The 18,606-nt window shown below is 42.9% G+C and carries 13 protein-coding genes and 1 tRNA gene; 6 read left to right on the top strand and 8 right to left on the bottom strand.

Annotated elements, in window-relative coordinates:
* Window positions 1-87 precede the first annotated feature (87 nt).
* The gene (adhE, locus tag NX845_RS08855) at window positions 88-2,793 is read right to left on the bottom strand and encodes a bifunctional acetaldehyde-CoA/alcohol dehydrogenase (RefSeq protein ID WP_017079534.1); all 2,706 of its coding nucleotides are present in this window, start codon (window positions 2,791-2,793) and stop codon (window positions 88-90) included.
* A 638-nt stretch (window positions 2,794-3,431) separates the two neighbouring features.
* Between adhE and NX845_RS08850 the strand changes: the two genes are divergently transcribed.
* The gene (locus tag NX845_RS08850; RefSeq protein ID WP_004734056.1) at window positions 3,432-4,070 is read left to right on the top strand and encodes a YchE family NAAT transporter; all 639 of its coding nucleotides are present in this window, start codon (window positions 3,432-3,434) and stop codon (window positions 4,068-4,070) included.
* 149 nt (window positions 4,071-4,219) lie between these two features.
* On the top strand, window positions 4,220-5,065 hold the full coding sequence (locus NX845_RS08845) for an ion transporter (RefSeq protein ID WP_029224605.1): 846 nt from the start codon (window positions 4,220-4,222) through the stop codon (window positions 5,063-5,065).
* Window positions 5,066-5,124: 59 nt separating this feature from the next.
* On the opposite strand, the gene NX845_RS08840 is transcribed toward NX845_RS08845, so the two are convergent.
* Together NX845_RS08840 and asd are read right to left on the bottom strand one after the other, a co-directional pair.
* Complete coding sequence (locus NX845_RS08840) at window positions 5,125-5,646, bottom strand: type II secretion system protein (protein ID WP_065681303.1); 522 nt, start codon at window positions 5,644-5,646, stop codon at window positions 5,125-5,127.
* A 120-nt stretch (window positions 5,647-5,766) separates the two neighbouring features.
* Window positions 5,767-6,885: an aspartate-semialdehyde dehydrogenase gene (gene asd, locus NX845_RS08835; protein WP_017079532.1), complete on the bottom strand. Its 1,119-nt coding sequence runs from the start codon at window positions 6,883-6,885 to the stop codon at window positions 5,767-5,769.
* A 500-nt stretch (window positions 6,886-7,385) separates the two neighbouring features.
* Between asd and nhaC the strand changes: the two genes are divergently transcribed.
* Window positions 7,386-8,822, top strand: coding sequence for a Na+/H+ antiporter NhaC (gene nhaC, locus NX845_RS08830; protein WP_017079531.1), 1,437 nt, complete (start codon window positions 7,386-7,388; stop codon window positions 8,820-8,822).
* Between the two features lie 104 nt (window positions 8,823-8,926).
* Here the strand turns inward: nhaC and NX845_RS08825 are convergent, their stop codons facing one another.
* From NX845_RS08825 to yejK, 3 genes are all read right to left on the bottom strand, one after another.
* Entirely contained in the window at window positions 8,927-10,105 is a 1,179-nt protein-coding gene (locus NX845_RS08825) for a hypothetical protein (protein ID WP_017085646.1), read from the bottom strand.
* Window positions 10,106-10,181: 76 nt separating this feature from the next.
* The gene (locus tag NX845_RS08820; RefSeq protein WP_065681304.1) at window positions 10,182-11,552 is read right to left on the bottom strand and encodes an Hpt domain-containing protein; all 1,371 of its coding nucleotides are present in this window, start codon (window positions 11,550-11,552) and stop codon (window positions 10,182-10,184) included.
* A 105-nt stretch (window positions 11,553-11,657) separates the two neighbouring features.
* The gene (yejK, locus tag NX845_RS08815; RefSeq protein ID WP_017079528.1) at window positions 11,658-12,662 is read right to left on the bottom strand and encodes a nucleoid-associated protein YejK; all 1,005 of its coding nucleotides are present in this window, start codon (window positions 12,660-12,662) and stop codon (window positions 11,658-11,660) included.
* Between the two features lie 84 nt (window positions 12,663-12,746).
* Here yejK and NX845_RS08810 point away from each other — a divergent pair, with 84 nt between their 5' ends.
* The 3 genes from NX845_RS08810 to NX845_RS08800 all read left to right on the top strand — a co-directional run bounded on the left by NX845_RS08810 (window position 12,747) and on the right by NX845_RS08800 (window position 15,040).
* A complete protein-coding gene (locus tag NX845_RS08810) occupies window positions 12,747-12,974 on the top strand; it encodes a YejL family protein (protein ID WP_065681305.1) in 228 nt (75 codons plus the stop codon).
* Between the two features lie 28 nt (window positions 12,975-13,002).
* Window positions 13,003-14,811, top strand: a complete 1,809-nt coding sequence (locus tag NX845_RS08805) for a DUF3413 domain-containing protein (RefSeq protein WP_004734064.1) — start codon at window positions 13,003-13,005, stop codon at window positions 14,809-14,811.
* Window positions 14,812-14,949: 138 nt separating this feature from the next.
* A tRNA-Ser gene (locus NX845_RS08800) sits at window positions 14,950-15,040 on the top strand.
* Between the two features lie 534 nt (window positions 15,041-15,574).
* Here NX845_RS08800 and NX845_RS08795 read toward each other — a convergent pair.
* Both NX845_RS08795 and dnaK read right to left on the bottom strand, forming a co-directional pair.
* Window positions 15,575-16,477: a DnaJ C-terminal domain-containing protein gene (locus NX845_RS08795; protein WP_017084048.1), complete on the bottom strand. Its 903-nt coding sequence runs from the start codon at window positions 16,475-16,477 to the stop codon at window positions 15,575-15,577.
* Window positions 16,478-16,612: 135 nt separating this feature from the next.
* The gene (gene dnaK, locus NX845_RS08790; RefSeq protein WP_029222009.1) at window positions 16,613-18,502 is read right to left on the bottom strand and encodes a molecular chaperone DnaK; all 1,890 of its coding nucleotides are present in this window, start codon (window positions 18,500-18,502) and stop codon (window positions 16,613-16,615) included.
* Between the last annotated feature and the right edge of the window lie 104 nt (window positions 18,503-18,606).

Genomic DNA, 18,606 nt, shown 5'->3' with positions numbered 1-18,606 from the left:
CCCAGTCTCTCGACTAGGGCTTTGATCTTTTCCCGATAGATAAGGTTCGTGCTAGCGAAAACTTATCTCAAAACTAATGCTTACTTATTACGCGTTAGCTTTTTCTTTTTTAGCTTTTGGCGCTTTCGCGTCAGCTGGCTTTTGGTCAGCTTTCTTAAGAATCACTGTAGTGCCTTCGAAAGTTTCACCTTCAACGTAAGGAGTACCGAAGTAAGACGTTGTTAGTACTTCTTTTAGCTCAGTGATTAGTGGGTAACGTGGGTTAGCACCTGTACACTGGTCATCGAACGCTTCAACAGCTAGCTCGTCTAGTTTAGCAATGAAGTCAGACTCGTTAACACCCGCAGCTTGGATTGATAGTGGGATGTCTAGGTCGTTCTTAAGCTCTTCTAACCAAGTTAGTAGACGTTCAATCTTCTGAGCAGTACGGTCACCAGCTTGGCTTAGGCCTAGGTGGTCAGCAACTTCAGCGTAACGACGACGTGCTTGTGGGCGGTCGTACTGAGAGAATGCAGTTTGCTTAGTTGGGTTATCGTTCGCGTTGTAACGTACAACGTTTGAGATAAGTAGTGCGTTAGCAAGACCGTGTGGTATGTGGAACTCAGCACCAATTTTGTGAGCCATTGAGTGACACACACCTAGGAATGCGTTCGCAAAGGCAATACCAGCAATCGTTGCAGCGTTATGTACTTTCTCACGAGCGATTGGGTCTGCTGAACCGTTTTTGTAGCTTGATGGTAGGTATTCTTTAAGCATCTTAAGAGCTTGTAGAGCTTGACCATCAGAGTATTCGTTCGCAAGAACTGATACGTAAGCTTCAAGAGCGTGAGTTACGGCATCGTAACCACCGAACGCTGTTAGAGACTTAGGCATGTTCATTACTAGGTTAGCATCAACAACAGCCATGTTTGGCGTGATTTCGTAATCCGCTAGTGGGTATTTAGCACCAGTCTTGTCGTCAGTAACAACGGCGAAAGGCGTAACTTCTGAACCCGTACCTGAAGTTGTAGTGATACATACAAGCTCAGCTTTTTTACCCATTTTAGGGAACTTGTAGATACGTTTACGGATATCCATAAAGCGCATTGCAAGTTCTTCGAAGTGAGTTTCTGGGTGCTCGTACATAACCCACATGATCTTAGCAGCATCCATTGGAGAACCGCCACCTAGAGCAAGGATTACGTCAGGCTGGAAGCTCTTCATTGCTTCAGCGCCTTTCTCAACAACAGACAATGTTGGATCCGCTTCTACATCGAAGAATACTTGAACTTCAATACCTTGCGATTTCAGGATTTGTACTACGTCATCTGCGTAACCGTTGTTGAACAAGAAACGGTCAGTTACTAGGAATGCGCGTTTCTTACCTTCTAGGTCGCTCATTGCGATTGGAAGGCTGCCACGACGGAAGTAGATAGACTTAGGTAGTTTGTGCCACAACATATTTTCAGCTCGCTTCGCTACAGTTTTCTTGTTGATAAGGTGCTTAGGACCTACGTTCTCAGAGATAGAGTTACCACCCCATGAACCACAACCAAGAGTTAGAGAAGGTGCAACATTGAAGTTGTACAGGTCACCGATACCACCGTGAGTAGTAGGGATGTTGATTAGGATACGAGCCGTCTTCATCTTGTCACCGAAGTAACGGATACGATCTGCGTTTACGTCTTGGTTAGTGTAAAGACCAGACGTGTGACCGATACCACCGATTTCAACCATCGTTACCGCTTGAGCAACAGCGTCTTCGAAATCGTCTGCGCGGAATAGACCTAGAGTTGGAGACAGTTTCTCGTGAGCGAATTCGTCATCGTAAGAAACTTTACCAAGACCTTCACCTACAAGAACTTTAGTATCAGCAGGAACTTTAACACCCGCCATTTCAGCGATTGCTGGAGCAGGTTGACCTACGATTTTAGCGTTTAGGTTGCCGTCGATAAGAAGAACTTTACGTACTTTATCTGCGTCAGTTTTAGATAGAACGTGAGCTTTGTGAGAAGCAAAACGCTCTTTAACTTCGTCATATACTTCGCTAACTACGATTGCAGCTTGCTCAGAAGCACATACTACGCCGTTATCGAATGTTTTAGACATAAGAATAGATGCTACAGCACGTTTGATGTCAGCTGTTTCATCGATAACAACAGGAACGTTACCAGCGCCAACACCGATAGCAGGCTTACCAGAAGAGTATGCTGCTTTAACCATGCCTGGACCACCAGTAGCTAGGATAAGCGCGATACCGTCGTGCTTCATAAGCGCGTTAGAAAGCTCTACAGATGGTTGGTCGATCCAACCGATGATGTCTTTTGGTGCGCCCGCTTTAACAGCCGCATCTAAAACAAGTTTAGCAGCGTCGTTAGTAGAGTTCTTTGCACGTGGGTGTGGCGAGAAGATGATGCCGTTACGTGTCTTAAGAGAGATTAGAGATTTGAAGATTGCTGTAGAAGTTGGGTTCGTTGTTGGAACGATACCACAGATGATACCTACAGGCTCAGCGATGGTCATTGTGCCTAGGCTGTCATCTTCTTCTAAGATGCCACATGTTTTTTCGTCTTTGTATTTGTTGTAGATAAATTCAGATGCAAAGTGGTTTTTGATAACCTTATCTTCAACAATACCCATTCCAGATTCAGCAACTGCTTGTTGTGCAAGTGGGATACGAGCGTGGTTAGCAGCAAGAGAAGCTGCACGGAAGATTGCGTCTACTTTCTCTTGAGAGAATGTAGCAAATTCTTCTTGTGCTGCTTTAACGCGAGCTACTAGAGCATCAAGTTCCGCTAAGTTAGTTACAGGCATGGTGGATCTCCTAAAATAATAAATATTAAAAACTTTTTATTAAATTCGCTGCTTGCTTTTAACCTTAAACATCAGCGTTCTTAGTAAATTGCTTTCAGGACTGAGTATATTATTTCACTGTGTGAAAAAAATTGACCCAGATCAGTTACCCAAAAAGAATTAACCAGAAAGTAGTAAGGCAATCGCAAAAATCAACTTAAGAGCATGATTTACATAGATTAAAATCACACTTTTCGTTAGCGCAAAAAACAAGCAAACAGACAACTTTTTTCTACATAGCGTCATAAACTGTAAAAAAGTTTCATTTTTAGTCCGTTAAATTACATGTATACAGCTATATTCGTGCTACTGAGAGTATATCCATACCGTTGCAGCGGCTAGATTCTGACATAATTTTTATTAAATTCGTGCGATGGTTAACAGTTACTCAATAACAAGTTACAAAATGAAACACTAACAACTAGCTTTCAACAAGGCGAATACAAAAGTGAGATTCAATTAGTTTTTCTAAAAAAAATCCCCTATTTCAGGTTAGTTTTTTTCATTCGTGCAAATTCAGTTTGTCCCTTACATTACGCGCTCTGACTATTCACAGATCAACACTTCTACTTTAAGTACGCTAACTGGAGACCGCTCTCATGCAAGGCTTAGAACTCGCAATTTTTATGCAATTCTTCCTTGGGCTTGTTGCTGCCGTAAACCCTATCGGCATCATGCCTGTTTTTGTTTCTCTTACTGCTCATATGCCGCCAGAAGAGAGGAACAGGACAGCCTTACAAGCAAACATTGCTGTTGCCGTTATCCTGATTGTGTCGCTTGTTGCGGGGCAAATGCTGCTTGATATGTTCAGCATCTCGCTAGATTCATTTCGTGTTGCAGGTGGTTTGCTATTGCTGAGCATCGCATTTTCGATGATGAGCGGTAAGCTCGGTGAAGATAAACAGAACAAACAAGAGAAATCTGAATACATCAGCAAAGAGCAAATCGGAGTTGTTCCACTGGCTATGCCGCTAATGGCGGGTCCGGGTGCAATCAGCTCGACCATTGTTTATGGGTCTCGCTATCCAGCAGCCATTGATACCGTAGGCATCGGCATTAGTATCATCGCGTTTGCAACATGCTCTTGGCTTCTGTTCCGTTCAGCGCCGGTTATCGTTCGCTTTTTAGGTCAAACCGGTATCAACGTGATCACTCGTATCATGGGCTTGATTCTTGGTGCATTGGGCATCGAGTTCATCGCCAATGGCCTACGTAACCTGTTCCCAGGTTTGGCATAACGTTTAACGGCATTTCAGTTGCTCTAAAAGGGCAACCACTACTGAACGATAGATGAGGCGAGTAAAGCAATTGGGCTTTCACTCGCCTCGTTATTATGAAGCTTGTATAATGATTGTTAATGCATTTAACAGAAGATGAATCTTTCCTTATGTCACGCAAGCCACTAAAGCATCATTTGTACGTCATTATCTTTGGTACTCACACGCCAGCCGGACGTGCATTTGATATCTCTCTGATCGTTGCAATCTTGGCTTCGCTGTTGGTTCTGATCTTAGAGTCCATCCCTAATGTGATGACCGAATGGTCACAGCAGCTGCGTTATATCGAATACACCTTTACAGCCCTCTTTACTCTCGAGTATTTGTTGAGACTTTATTGCTCTCCAAAACCCAAATCCTACGCCACCAGCTTTTATGGTGTCGTTGACCTATTGGCGATTCTTCCAACCTACCTAGCGATCATCTTCCCTGGCGCTTCATTTATGGGGGTAGTTAGACTGCTGCGTGTGATGCGTATCTTCCGAATCCTAAAACTGGTTCGTTACCTGCAAGATTCCAATATCTTGTTGCGCTCACTGTTGATGGCACGACGAAAGATACTGATCTTCTTCAGTACAGTGGGTATCTTGGTCGTTATCTTCGGCGCTCTGATCTTTGTTATTGAAGGACCAGAAAATGGCTTCACCAGTATTCCCCACAGTATTTATTGGGCAATTGTAACCATCACTACGGTTGGCTACGGTGACATGATCCCCCAAACCGCGTTAGGTAAAGCGATCGCTTCGCTTACCATGCTGTTGGGTTACTCTATCTTAGCGGTGCCAACCGGGATCATTACCGCAGAACTCAGTAATGAGATGAACTCACACAAAGAGTTGGTTAAGTGTCCTAACTGCAACCGAGCGGGTCATGATTCGGACGCGATGTATTGCAAGCACTGTGCTAGCGAATTAGCAGATCCAGACAAGCGGGTCGTCACCGACGAGACCGAATAAAAACCAAAAAAAGAGCTCCTAAGAGCTCTTTTTTTTTCTTAACTATCTAACTAAAGTAACTAACAGCCGTCTGTGAAAACTTCCACTTGGTAGTCATCATTTGCTTCCATTGCGGCCGTGTATTTCACATAGCATTGGGTCTTCTCGATAGCGGTATTGAAGTCATTAGGAAGAACGTCCGACAAATATTCCGACCGGGTAATCAGCCACAGGTCTGGGTCACTCACTGAGCCATTATTATGCGCTGCCCATGTCCACTCAGTAGTCAGGTCATGAAACCCTGAATCAATCGCTAAAAAGTTTTCCATTCCCCCTTTTTCAACCGCGGGGTAACCAAACTTCACTCGCCCATACTCAGGAATCAAATATGATTCTTGATCTTCCATACCTTCCACGGCGGCTTTTTCAAACGCCAAATCAGCCGCAGTATGGACAGATGCTCCCAATCCTTCCATAACCGAAGCCCTAGCATCATGTTGTATGTTTAAAAACCTAGGTGCTGCAACAACCGCTAAAACACCAATAATGACGATAACAGCAATCAACTCGATAAGAGTAAAACCTTTAAGGTTTGCTTTCATTTTCTAGCTCCAACTTTAAGACGCACGAAAGGTAAGGTTTTAAAGTCAGGCTTCTGTCATCAGAAACGAAAAAAGCGCCCTAAGGCGCTTCTTCGTTAATTATTCTCAAAAATGAGTCAGTTACGCTTTCTCAGCTAAGATAATGCGCAAAGTACGACGTAGTGGTTCTGCAGCACCCCAAAGTAATTGGTCACCGACAGTGAACGCATTCAGGAAGTCGTTACCCATAGACATCTTACGCAGACGACCTACTGGTACAGACATAGTGCCTGTTACTTTCGCTGGTGTTAGCTCCTGTGCCGTGATGTCACGGTCATTAGGAACCACTTTAACCCAATCATTGTGCGTCGCGATGATCTCTTCGATCTCGTCCATTGGCACGTCTTGCTTAAGCTTGATTGTTAATGCTTGAGCATGACAACGCATTGCACCGATTCGTACACAAGTACCATCAATCGGGATTGGCTGACCATCTAAGCCAAGAATCTTGTTCGCTTCAACACCTGCTTTCCATTCTTCTTTGCTTTGACCATTTTCACGCTTCACATCGATCCAAGGGATTAGTGAGCCCGCAAGCGGAGCACCAAATTGGTCTGTTGGGAATGAAGATGAACGAATGGTATCAGCGACTTTTTTATCAATATCAAGGATGGAACTTGAAGGGTTTGCTAGCTCTGAACTTACGCTATCGTTGATCACACCCATTTGTGAGATCAGTTCACGCATGTTCTTAGCACCTGCACCAGAAGCCGCTTGGTAAGTCATGGCACTCATCCACTCGACCATGCCTTTCTCGTAAAGGCCACCCAAAGCCATAAGCATTAAGCTCACAGTACAGTTACCACCAACGAAAGTGTTAGTACCGCCGTGAATGCCTTGCTGGATTTGAGCCAAGTTAACAGGATCAAGAGTGATGATTGAATCAGCGTCCATACGTAAGGTAGAAGCCGCATCAATCCAGTAACCTTTCCAACCTGCTTGACGCAATGCTGGGTATACTTTTGATGTGTAATCGCCGCCTTGACAGGTAATCACAGCATCAAGCTGTTTTAGGCTATCAATATCAAAAGCGTCTTGAAGTAGACCCGCATCTTTACCACCTAGAACAGGGGCAGGAATACCAATCTGAGATGTGCTGTAATAAACAGGCTCAATCAAGTCGAAGTCTTTCTCTTCAACCATACGTTGCATTAGTACAGAACCAACCATACCGCGCCAACCAACTAGACCTACTCTCATCGCTCACTCTCCATGTATAAATTAAAAATTGCTCTCCCCCATCTATAAGTTTTTCAGAAACAGAACTCAAGCGCTTTTTGTCAAAAAGTGTAACTTTTTCGTTTCTTTTAAGTGAACGTAATGAATCGTGCAGTTATCTCTGTATCGACATTCAATGTCTACACCATTGTTAAAGCACCCATTATCGTCAAATTCAAACATTTACATCGCCAAAACCGCTTGAATCGACACCTATCACAAACAGTAAATCCCTCTTTTAAACCAAGGTTAATCAGAATTATATTTTACAAAACGAAAACAACGTGCGACAAACTTCAACATGTAACAATCATGAATTTAACAAAATTTCAGATTATGAAACCACAATTGATTGAGTTAACAGTCAAATATCACAACTTGGGCGTATTTTTTCGATATAATAAACTAATTACTGTAGTGTCCGTTTTGCACCACACACTATAACGAAGCACTATAAATGCTCGAATTAACAAGAGGCTTTTATGAAGCAGAGTAAAACTCGCCTACCGAACCTATTACAGGTATTCATCGCGTTAGGACTATTTCTATCCCTTGCTTTTTCCTTTACAGCAAAGCTTGACCTTCCAATTCAACTTGCCTTGTATATTGGTTGGTTCATTATCATGGTTCTTGGTATTCGTCTTGGCCACGAATACAAAGACTTAGAAAAAGCGGCACTCAAAGGAATATCCAATGGCTTAGGCGCGGTTTTAATACTTTTAGCCGTTGGCGCTCTTGTTGGTACTTGGATCTCAGGCGGGATCGTACCTACTATCATTTACTATGGTCTGAAAGCTATCCACCCTTCTATCTTCCTTTTAGCGACCATGATCATCTGTTCTCTAACCGCATTGGCGACCGGTACGTCTTGGGGTGCTGCGGGTACTGCAGGCATCGCGATGATGGGTATTGGCCAAGGCTTAGGTGTTCCAGCACCAATTACAGCAGGTGCGGTGCTATCAGGTTGTTACTTCGGTGACAAGATGTCTCCACTTTCTGATTCAGTGATTCTGGCTTCTTCAATGTCTGGTGTCGAAGTGGTTGAACACATAAAAGGCATGCTGCCTGTTGCGCTAATCAGCTACATTATTACTGGCATCATGTTTACTGCGTTTGGTTTCCACTACGCAGGTAATGTTGACATGAGCCAAGTAGATTCTGTCATCAAAGCAATGGAAGTTCAGTTCTACATCACGCCTTACTCATTCGTTCCAGTACTTATCGTGCTTGGCCTGTTGGCTTTCCGTATGCCTTCATTCCCAGTAATCAGCTTTGGTTCTCTGCTAGGTATTATCTGGGCGGTCATGATCCAAGAGATCGATTTCCTAACGGCATTCAACACTGCTTGGGCACCGTTCTCTATCTCATCTGGCGTAGAGTTCATTGATTCAATCCTTAACCGTGGCGGCATGTCTTCAATGCTTGGTTCGGTTGCGGTTATCGTATTTGGTTTAGGTTTCGGTGGCTTGCTGGATAAAGTGGGCGTACTAGAGACAATTGCTAAAGTGTTTGAGCGCCGCGTAAACAGCGCAGGTTCACTAGCAACCAGCACCATTGGTACGGCTTTCATGGGTAACGTGTTCGGTTCTGCGATGTACGTATCGTTAATCCTTACGCCAAAAATCTGTGCGAAGAACTACGACCGTTTGGGCTACAAACGTAAGAACCTATCTCGTAATGCTGAGTTTGGTGGCACGTTAACGTCAGGCATGGTTCCTTGGAGTGATAACGGTATCTACATGGCGAGTATTCTAGGCGTTGCAACGCTATCTTACGCACCGTTCATGTGGCTAAGCTTCATCTGTATCATCGTGACTATCGTGACCTCTTACATGGGTTGGTTCGTTGATAAGTGTGAACCAACAGCACCAGCCGTTGAAACTGAAGAAGCGGCAGAGCTTACTAAGCAGCAAGCATAAGTTAATGCCTCAGAGCTTTAGAAAGTAAGTACAAAAACGTTAATGATATAAATGCAAAAAGAGCGCCCTAGAGCGCTCTTTTTTTGATCTACTGGTTCATCTATTTATCTATTTATGGTTCGCTTACCCAACCAGTAACCGATGCCTAACGGTGCAAAGAACACCACTAAGATAAACAGGATGAAGTAGATAATCACACTTTTGATTAACTCCATCAGCTTATCAATCGCCAGTACCACCACCTCTTGAGATACGCGGTCAAGGTCTTGCGTAAACAACTCCCTTTCTGAAGTCACGATACCTGCAATCTCAATGCGCTCTTTCGCAATCATCTCTACCAGAGCTTCTCTTTCACGTGTCACCATTTTTTCTAACGCCACACGCTCTTCAGTGAGCATCGCTAATTTCTGGTCTGTCTTGTCGCTAAGATCGTTGAGTAGAGGCTGCATTTCTGTCGACATAATAGAAGCCAGTGTTTGCATGTACTCAGGGTTGTTCTCGATGAAGTCTTGCATGCTTGCTGACGTTTGACGAAGACTTTCTAGCGTCATAGACAGGTCTTCACCCGTTAGCGAACTGTTTAACGCAACCAGCTCCGCTTTCCAAGACATTAGTTTAGGCGTCTGATCAGCCATCAAACTTAAACGATCGGATGCGTCACTCATTGCTTCAGGCATAGTGCCTAAGCTCTGGACAATTTGCGACTCGTCTTTACCTAGGTAGCTCAGCCATTCTCGGTAAGCAGGTGTGCTTCTGAATGTGAGGTCTTTAAATGGGTGGCTAGCAGCAAACTGCGCAACGAACACTTTGCTGTTCTTGAAATCACTCGAGCTCAATACACCCTTTGCCAGTTTTTCTGCTTCTTGATCAAGAAAACGAGCAGTCTCTACCGCATCATCTGTCGCGAACAGATCCGCGCCATCGCCTTGGCGATAAAACTGATTCATTTGGGCAGTGAACACCCACGAGTCGATTAAGGCAGACATAGGTGAAGTTTGATAAGCCGCTTGCTGTAAGCCCTGCTCCGCATGGATCTTCCAAAGCAAGACGTAAGATTGATGTAAGGTGTCATCAGCAGGATAAGATTGAGCAATGAGATCGGCTGAGTCTTCTACTCGCATAAAAAACATCTTGGCGTATTCACGCGTCATGATTCGAGCATTTAGCTCTTGTTGAGTGAGAGGTGTCGTCTGAGTATCTAACTTAACTTCTAATAGAGAACAACCACTTAGCACAACACTAAGCACCAACACCATCCAACGTCGACTCGAAAATCGTAACATGTAAACCTCTGACAAAGACTAAGGGCGCGGATTGTATGAGCACTTCGTCAGAGTATTGTCAAAATTCCTACAAAAGTTAACGCTGCTTATCTAAATATTCAAACGCAGCATCTATAGAGGCTTTTATTGCCGCCTCTAGTTCTTCTAAATCGTGTTCACTGATCGCTCTCGACTGTTTCATTGTCATTTCAATGGTTGCTGCAATGATCGCTAATCGAGATGCTTTGATACTGCCAGCCACACCTTTTAAGCTATGTACAATGCGAGCAGCAGAGGTTTCATCTTTAGTGAGAAGAGATTTGAACTTCGTGTAATCATCAGCGTGATCTTGTACAAAAACACCAAGTAGCAATTCGACAGACTCAGCATCACCATCAAGCGTTTCTAGCATGTCTTCAATATCAATCGCAGGCTTTGAATCAGTGACACTTGCGATGTGTTTCTCTGCCACTGGAGCTTCCTCAGTGTTCTTCTGAACAATTTTCTGGCTTGTTACGTTAACGCCCTCTTGAGGTTGAAGGTCGGAATGTTTGCTCGTTGGCATAATCTCCAATACGGAAGAGTCATTAGTTGGTTGTTTCACCGCAGAGAGAGCATTTTCCTTACTTGAATCGGTAACTGGTTCAGGGCTCAGTTCTTTGTCAGCTTGTTGAATCAATTTTCTCGATCTAACGCCCCACAACACTAATGTGATCATCGTTACCAAGCTTAAACCTAGCATCACTAGCAATAGGTTAAACTGATGGTCATGGAACTCAGCTTCAAGTTTAATGATCTGTTCGTTCACCGAGTTTTTCTTGATTTTATCGACTAAATAATTGAGCTGAGCGTAATCACTCAACAACGCTGAGGCATCAGCCAATAACTGTTGCAGTGCGTCTTGCTCTTCAGTTTTTAATGAATATGATTTTTCTAGAATTGAATCAAACGCACGATAAGTCGCTGACGAGCTTTGATTGTCAGAATACATCGCTTCAAAGACAACAACGCCGAATTCGTTGAGTAGCGGTTTTAGTTTAGGGGAAAGCTCTTTATCAGCGCGCAGTATCTTAATATTGTCAACGATGTCTTGAACCTGGCTTTCTATCGGGATGAACTCATCAAACTTTTCTAGGAACTGATCGGCTACATAAAGCAGTTGATTCACATCAGGGCGAAACAAGGCGTGTTGAAAATCAGATTCAATCTGCAGTCGGATCGAATAAACCAACTGAGCATCAAGTGCTAACTCATTGATACGAGAAACTCGCAGCGGCTCAGAGAAATAAAGCGATTGCCTCAATTCATTGACGCGAATACCGAGTTCTTCAATTTGAGCAAGAGAATTGGTGTAGGAACGGCTTAGATTAAGGAGAGCCAATGAAGGAAGTAGCCACAGAGCCAAGAGCACAACCAAGAAAGTGGCCGGTTTTTTAAAGCGTTTGGGCTTTGCTACTGATTGTTCCATCTATATTCCTTGTGCGTGTTAACTTGAAGCCATGACACTTGCTAAAAGACTAAGCACAAAACAAGCGACAACATCTTGCTGCCGCTTTTACTCATTCACTTCGGACTATGACTTATTGCGAGTCAGTTGGTCACGTAAGTTCGGTGGAGTGCCTTTAATCGTTAGCGTGTCTGTCTCCGGATCGTAAAAGATACGTTCGCCTAGAAGCAGACTATCAAAACTAACATTCAAACCGCCACCAGCACCAACAAATTTTGTTAGTTTACGCATAGTTGCGCGATCAGCGGGGAAACTGTCTTCTAACTCGTAGCCTTGCTCACTAGTATAGTCAAAGAAGCTTGTACCATCAGTGCTTGCTGGCAGTTCTCCAGAAAGTTCACGAACTTGAACTTCATCGCCCGCTTTTAGCTGTTCGTTACAGTAATCCGCAACCTGCTTTTTATAGCTGATCGCTTCTTCTTTTTCTAACTTAGAGTCTGAAACGAAATCTTCTACCGCTTGCATCAGTACTTGGTTTTGCTGTTTCGCATCCAAACCGACTTCAGCTTGTAAGAAATCTAAGAAGAAATCCGCGACTTTACGGCCAACACGTCCTTTAATGTAAGTTAAGTAACGGTTTGACTCTTTGTCTGTGTCGTATGTTGAAAGATCAAGGCGCGCCACAATATCCATCTTTGAGATATCAAGGTAATCAGTCGCACTGATGTCGAGCCCTTCAGTCACTTTCAAACTTTGGTTTGAAGGCAGTAAACCGATGAAAAGGTAGTCTGTCGCCAGTGATTGGTATTCAGCGAGTACCAAAGTGCCTTCGTCAGCAAATGGGTACTTCGATAACTCATCTTTTAGACGTAGCGCACTTTTTTGAGAGAAATCATAGAAACTTTGCTCTCCCGCTCGAAATTCATGCAACGACTGCTGGAATTCGCTGTCGGATTTGAAAGAACCAAATCCTTTGCCTGCTTTTGAATTAAAAACACGGTGAAGTTCAGCAACTAGGCTTTCAGATGAAGCATCGTTCTCTAGAGATTCAGCACGATAGTTAACAATCAGTTCATCCTGATCGTTCTTGCTCAGCTGGTGTAAAATTACGTTGGAAAGGTGAAGGCTCATAGTGAAAATATTACCGTTCAGGTTTCAGTTGTCGTGCATAGTAGGTTATCATAAGCCGCTTTTACTATCATTATTAGAGTCCTTATGCCGATTATATCTAAATACACAGATGATCAAGTTGAAAAAATCCTAGCTGAAGTAGGTGCTGTACTCACTAAGCACAAATCTTCACCAGAACTTTCACTGATGATCGCTGGAAATATCGCAACCAATGTCTTAAATCAGAATGTTGCTGCTTCACAACGCAAAGGAATTGCTGAAAAATTTGCCGAAGCTTTAATCTCTTCTCTTGAAGATAAAAAGTCTCACTAAATTTGATTGACGGATAAAAGAATTATAAATGGTAGACAGCGCAAACTCATATAGCGATCGCGTATCTCGACTTGTTGGTTGGGGTCACTGGTTTGCATTTTTCAACATCATTGCTGCGATGTTGATTGGTACTCGTTATATTACTCAATCTGCTTGGCCAGAAACCCTATTGGGTCAATTTTATTTGGCTGCATCTTGGGTTGGTCATTTCGGATTTTTAGTATTCGCGCTTTATCTATTAGTGCTGTTTCCGCTCACTTTTATTCTTCCGTCGAGGAAGTTATTACGTTTGGTTGCCGTTTGCTTTGCAACCATAGGTTTAACTGTCCTACTGATTGATACCCAAACGTATCAAAATATAAACCTCCACCTGACACCTGTCGTGTGGGAGGTTTTATTCAGTGGAGAGGAGTCTGCATTCACATCTGATTTGCAACACCTCTTCATTGTTATGCCACTTATCTTCTTATTGCAGCTAGGTCTGTCTGAGTGGGTTTGGCGTAAGCAACGTAAACTGTCTCATAAACACATTGGCCGTCCGATTACTGCCGTCTTCTTCTTGTGTTTCATCAGCAGCCACTTGACCTACATGTGGGCTGATGCATATTTCTACAACCCAATTACTAGCCAGAAAGCGAACTTCCCACTGTCATACCCAATGACAGCGAAAAGCTTTATGGAAAAACATGGCCTATTAGACCGTGAAGAGTATCTACAGCGTTTAGAAGCCAACAAAGAGAACGTAAACTTAGTTAGCTACCCGCTCGAAAAAATTCAATACAACCGCCGCAGTGATGATCTTAATATCCTGATGGTGAGTGTAAACAACCTTCGCTCTGATGCACTTAATGCCACAGCGATGCCAAACAGCTACGCATACTCACAACAATCGATCAACTTCACCAATCACTACAGTTCAAGTAACGACATGTTTGGTATCTTCGGTTTGTTCTATGGCCTTCCAAGCAGCTATGCAAGCAGCATCGAAGCTCAAGGTTCAAGTGCAGTACTGTTAGATGTATTAGATAATCACAATTATAAGTTTGCGGCTTTCAGTGGCGACAACTTTGACGATGCACTTTACTCGGAAATCATCTTCCGAGGCCGTGATGTTATGCCAGAGCAAGCAACTTATGATGACAAAAGCGCGATACAAGCTTGGTCTAACTGGATTCAATCACCACAAGCTAAACGTCCTTGGTTTAACTTCATTGAGCTGACCACGCTGGATAACTTCTCTAGCTACGATTCAAGTTCAGAGTCAGACTCAACGTTAACGACAGCAGAACGTTTTGCTGCAGACTATCAAAAGTCTGCTCAAGCAGCCGATGCTCAGCTAGCAACAATCTACGCTGAACTGGAACGCTTAGAGCTAACCGACAACACGGTGGTTATCATTACCTCTAATCACGGTAGCGAGTTTAACGAAACTAAGACCAACAGCTGGGGCGCAAACTCCAACTACAGTCGTTATCAATTACAAGTGCCACTGTTTATCAGCTGGCCTGGTAAGTCTGCTTCTGAATACACTCACCGTTCTAGTCATTTAGACGTATCCGTAACGTTGATGCAAGAGCTATTGGGCGTATCTTCAAACCCAACAGATTTCAGTAGCGGTCGCAGCCTGTTTAATGAGCGCAAAAGAAAGTGGATTCTCGCGGGTGACTCACGTGAACTTGCCCTTGTTACCGACCAGCAAACCACTGTGTTAGATAAATTTGGTAACTACAAATTGTACGATCAGAATTACAAGCGCCTGAAAAACGTAAGCCCTCGCTTACCGGTATTGATGCAAGGCCTGACTGAGCTACAGCGTTTCTACACAAAAAATGACTAAATAGTCATCAAACAGAAAAGGGAAGCTAATGGCTTCCCTTTTTTATTGCCGCTAATGACTAGAAAACAAGCAACCAAACAAGATTATGATAATTAAGGGTTTACAAGGCAGTCTCCCCCTTATATTATTCACGCCAATGGAGGGATGGCTGAGTGGTCGAAAGCACCGGTCTTGAAAACCGGCAACCGTTAATAGCGGTTCTAGGGTTCAAATCCCTATCCCTCCACCACATTAAAGAAAGCCGCTGAGAAATCAGCGGCTTTTTTGCGTCTAGCGTATAATCAATCGCGCCTAAGATCTGATCTTTCACAATCCCTAGGACGTTGTTGCACAATTAAGTTTAGAAACGGAACTGCCCAGTTCTGTGTTTTTTAATCAACGAGGCAAGTTTCAGGCATATCAAGTCCAGCAAGCTTATTCAGAGCTTTGTGATCCATACCATCAATTCAGGACATCTAGCTAAACGACTTTCATCTAGGACCGAGTTGGCTAGTTCACGGCTGAATCATTCCAGTGTCTGTTTACTTTAACAAACTCGATTTTTGCTTAAATCCAATCTATCCGAACCTAACGATCTAGTGCTCTAACTGTAACTCTAAGTCAATATCTACCTATTTTATAGGGTTGTGACAAACACTCTCAGATGTAGGCTACACCTTGATTTCGGTGCACCTTTAATACGATTTACACGTTCGAGTATTGTTGACTCCATTAATTTGAAGTGGGGAGTTTCTGTATCTTCAAAGGCAAACGTTTAAGGTGATTAAAGTGTTGCTTTGAACTGCTCTAAAAGTTCTTTTTGCTGATCCGTTAATTGGGTCGGTGTATCTACGTGAATGCTGACTAATAAATCGCCGGTAACACCTTTACGGTCAGTAACACCTCTACCTGAAACTTTAAATTTGCGTCCGCTCTGTGTGCCTGCGGGCATTTTAAGTTTAAATTTATTATCGAAGACCTTGACTTCAACTTCGCCACCGAGTGCCGCAGTTACTATATCAATATGGCTAGTACAGATTAGATTGTTTTCTTCTCTTTTTAATACTGGGTGGGGGCGCGTTTTTATGACGATTAACAAATCACCCGCGGGTCCACCGTTAGCACTAAGTCCACCTTTTCCAGAAAAGCGGATTTTTTCTCCGTCTTTTATCCCAGCAGGTATCTTAACGTTAATCTTCTTTTGCTGCCCATTCATTGGCAGGTCAACGATTTTGTCAGTCCCTTTTACCGCGTCAACAAAATCAACGGTCAGATTGAACTCAAGATCTTGCCCTTTTCTAGGACGAGCGCGACCACCTCCTCTTGCTTGTGAAAAGATATCTTCAAAACCACCGAAGCCACCACCGCCAAAACCTTGATTTTGTTGTCGGAACCCACCACTAAACATATCTTCAAAGCCACCCTGGGCAGAGTGTTGTTGGCGCTGACCAGAACCGCTGTTGTCAAACGCAGCATGACCAAACCTATCGTACTCTTGACGTTTTTCTACGTTGGTTAAAATCTCGTATGCTTCTTTAACTTCTTTAAAGCTTTCTTCTGCACGCGCATCATCTGGGTTTTTATCCGGATGATATTTCATGGCGAGTTTCTTATAAGCTTTCTTGATTTCTGTTTTCGAGGAAGCCTTAGAGACACCTAACACTTCATAATAATCTCTTTTGGACATGCTCTTTTTCTCACTAAATAAACGAAAAAAGGGCGCTCGAGTGACCTCTAACGCGCTAAATAATACTGCAATGGTATTCTTCCAAAATGAAGAGCTCAACTGTTTCTTAAAGTAAGTTCACAGTTGAGCTCCTTGTTATTTCATTTCTTCAAAGTCAGCTTCAACTACATCATCATCTACGTTTGACTGTGCGTCATTCACATTTGATTGTGCTTGTTGTTGAGTATGTTCTGTTAACGTTTTCACTGCAGTAGCAAGGGCTTGCGTTTTGCTATCAATAGCTTCTTTGTCATCCAAAGTACATGCATTTTCAAGTTCTGATATCGCTGTTTCTATCTGATGTTTATCATCAGCAGCCAGGCTTGAGCCTACTTCTTCTAATTGCTTGCGAGTAGCATGAATTAATTGGTCCGCTTGGTTTCGAGCAACAACTAAATCTTCGAACTTTTTATCCGCTTCTTTATTTGCTTCTGCTTCTTGAACCATTTTCTCAATCTCAACATCACTCAAACCACCAGAGGCTTGAATAGTGATTTTTTGCTCTTTGCCCGTAAGCTTATCTGTTGCAGACACATTTAAAATGCCATCAGCATTCAAATCAAAGGTCACTTCAATTTGAGGTAAACCACGAGGTGCAGATTGAATACCTTCTAGGTTAAATTGTCCTAAAGATTGATTTAACCCAGCTTGTTTGCGCTCGCCTTGTAAGACATGAATCGTCACAGCGCTTTGGTTATCTTCCGCTGTAGAGAATATTTGATTCGCTTTTGTTGGAATTGTTGTATTTTTCTCTACTAGTTTGGTCATCACTCCGCCCATGGTTTCTATACCTAGGGATAGTGGCGTAACGTCGAGTAACAATACATCTTTAACATCACCTACAAGTATGCCACCTTGTACAGCTGCACCCATAGCAACTGCTTCATCAGGGTTAACATCTTTGCGTGGCTCTTTGCCGAAGAATTCTGTTACCTTTTTTTGCACCATCGGCATGCGTGTTTGACCGCCCACCAAAATGACATCATCAATATCAGTTATAGAAAGTTCAGCATCTGCCAAAGCAACTTTCAATGGTTCTAAAGAACGTTGTACAAGGTCATCAACAAGTGATTCCAATTTAGAACGTGTTACTTTTACGTTCATATGTTTAGGCCCTGAAGCATCTGCAGTAACATAAGGAAGATTCACATCTGTTTGCTGAGTTGAAGACAATTCAATCTTTGCTTTTTCAGCCGCTTCTTTTACACGCTGCATGGCTAAAGGATCATTCTTAAGATCAATACCCTGTTGTTTTTTGAATTCATTAACCAAGTAATTAATCATTCTGTTATCGAAGTCTTCACCACCTAGATGAGTGTCACCATTTGTCGCAAGCACTTCGAAGGTTTTTTCACCATCAGCTTCATCAATCTCAATGATTGAAATATCAAATGTACCACCGCCCAAGTCATAAACTGCAACAGTGCGGTCACCTTCGTTTTTATCAAGACCGTACGCTAGTGCAGCTGCTGTTGGCTCGTTAATAATACGCTTAACTTCTAAACCAGCGATACGACCTGCATCTTTTGTTGCTTGACGCTGTGCATCGTTAAAATAGGCAGGGACTGTAATAACCGCGCCAGTAACCTTCTCACCAAGGAAGTCTTCCGCTGATTTCTTCATTTTCTTTAGAATTTCAGCTGAAACTTGAGATGCAGACATTGATTGACCTTTTGCTTCAACCCACGCATCACCATTCTCCGCTTCTACGATTTTATAAGGCATGATTTCAATATCACGCTGCACTTCTTTATCTTTGAAGCGACGTCCAATCAGACGCTTAATTGCAAACAATGTGTTTTCAGGGTTGGTTACAGCTTGACGCTTTGCTGGTTGACCAACCAATGTCTCACCATCGGTATACCCTACAACAGATGCTGTTGTGCGTTCGCCCTCTGCATTCTCGATAATACGAGGGGTTTCTCCATCTAATACAGAAACACAAGAGTTAGTTGTACCTAAATCGATGCCAATAATTTTACTCATAATAATACCCTTATTAATTTGCATAAGATTTCTTGTGCAAATTTTAAGTTTGATTTCTTAAAATCAAACTTCACTCTACTTATCTAATTAAAACAATGCCTTAT

Source organism: Vibrio sp. NC2, assembly GCF_025195005.1.
In the GTDB taxonomy this organism is placed as follows: Bacteria; Pseudomonadota; Gammaproteobacteria; order Enterobacterales; family Vibrionaceae; genus Vibrio; species Vibrio splendidus.
This window is presented reverse-complemented; position numbering and strand designations above follow the sequence as displayed.

Coding starts and splice junctions, on each gene's coding strand:
- adhE (WP_017079534.1), bottom strand. CDS start 2,793: ATGCCTGTAACTAACTTAGCGGAACTTGATGCTCTAGTAGCTCGCGTT.
- NX845_RS08850 (WP_004734056.1), top strand. CDS start 3,432: ATGCAAGGCTTAGAACTCGCAATTTTTATGCAATTCTTCCTTGGGCTT.
- NX845_RS08845 (WP_029224605.1), top strand. CDS start 4,220: ATGTCACGCAAGCCACTAAAGCATCATTTGTACGTCATTATCTTTGGT.
- NX845_RS08840 (WP_065681303.1), bottom strand. CDS start 5,646: ATGAAAGCAAACCTTAAAGGTTTTACTCTTATCGAGTTGATTGCTGTT.
- asd (WP_017079532.1), bottom strand. CDS start 6,885: ATGAGAGTAGGTCTAGTTGGTTGGCGCGGTATGGTTGGTTCTGTACTA.
- nhaC (WP_017079531.1), top strand. CDS start 7,386: ATGAAGCAGAGTAAAACTCGCCTACCGAACCTATTACAGGTATTCATC.
- NX845_RS08825 (WP_017085646.1), bottom strand. CDS start 10,105: ATGTTACGATTTTCGAGTCGACGTTGGATGGTGTTGGTGCTTAGTGTT.
- NX845_RS08820 (WP_065681304.1), bottom strand. CDS start 11,552: ATGGAACAATCAGTAGCAAAGCCCAAACGCTTTAAAAAACCGGCCACT.
- yejK (WP_017079528.1), bottom strand. CDS start 12,662: ATGAGCCTTCACCTTTCCAACGTAATTTTACACCAGCTGAGCAAGAAC.
- NX845_RS08810 (WP_065681305.1), top strand. CDS start 12,747: ATGCCGATTATATCTAAATACACAGATGATCAAGTTGAAAAAATCCTA.
- NX845_RS08805 (WP_004734064.1), top strand. CDS start 13,003: ATGGTAGACAGCGCAAACTCATATAGCGATCGCGTATCTCGACTTGTT.
- NX845_RS08795 (WP_017084048.1), bottom strand. CDS start 16,477: ATGTCCAAAAGAGATTATTATGAAGTGTTAGGTGTCTCTAAGGCTTCC.
- dnaK (WP_029222009.1), bottom strand. CDS start 18,502: ATGAGTAAAATTATTGGCATCGATTTAGGTACAACTAACTCTTGTGTT.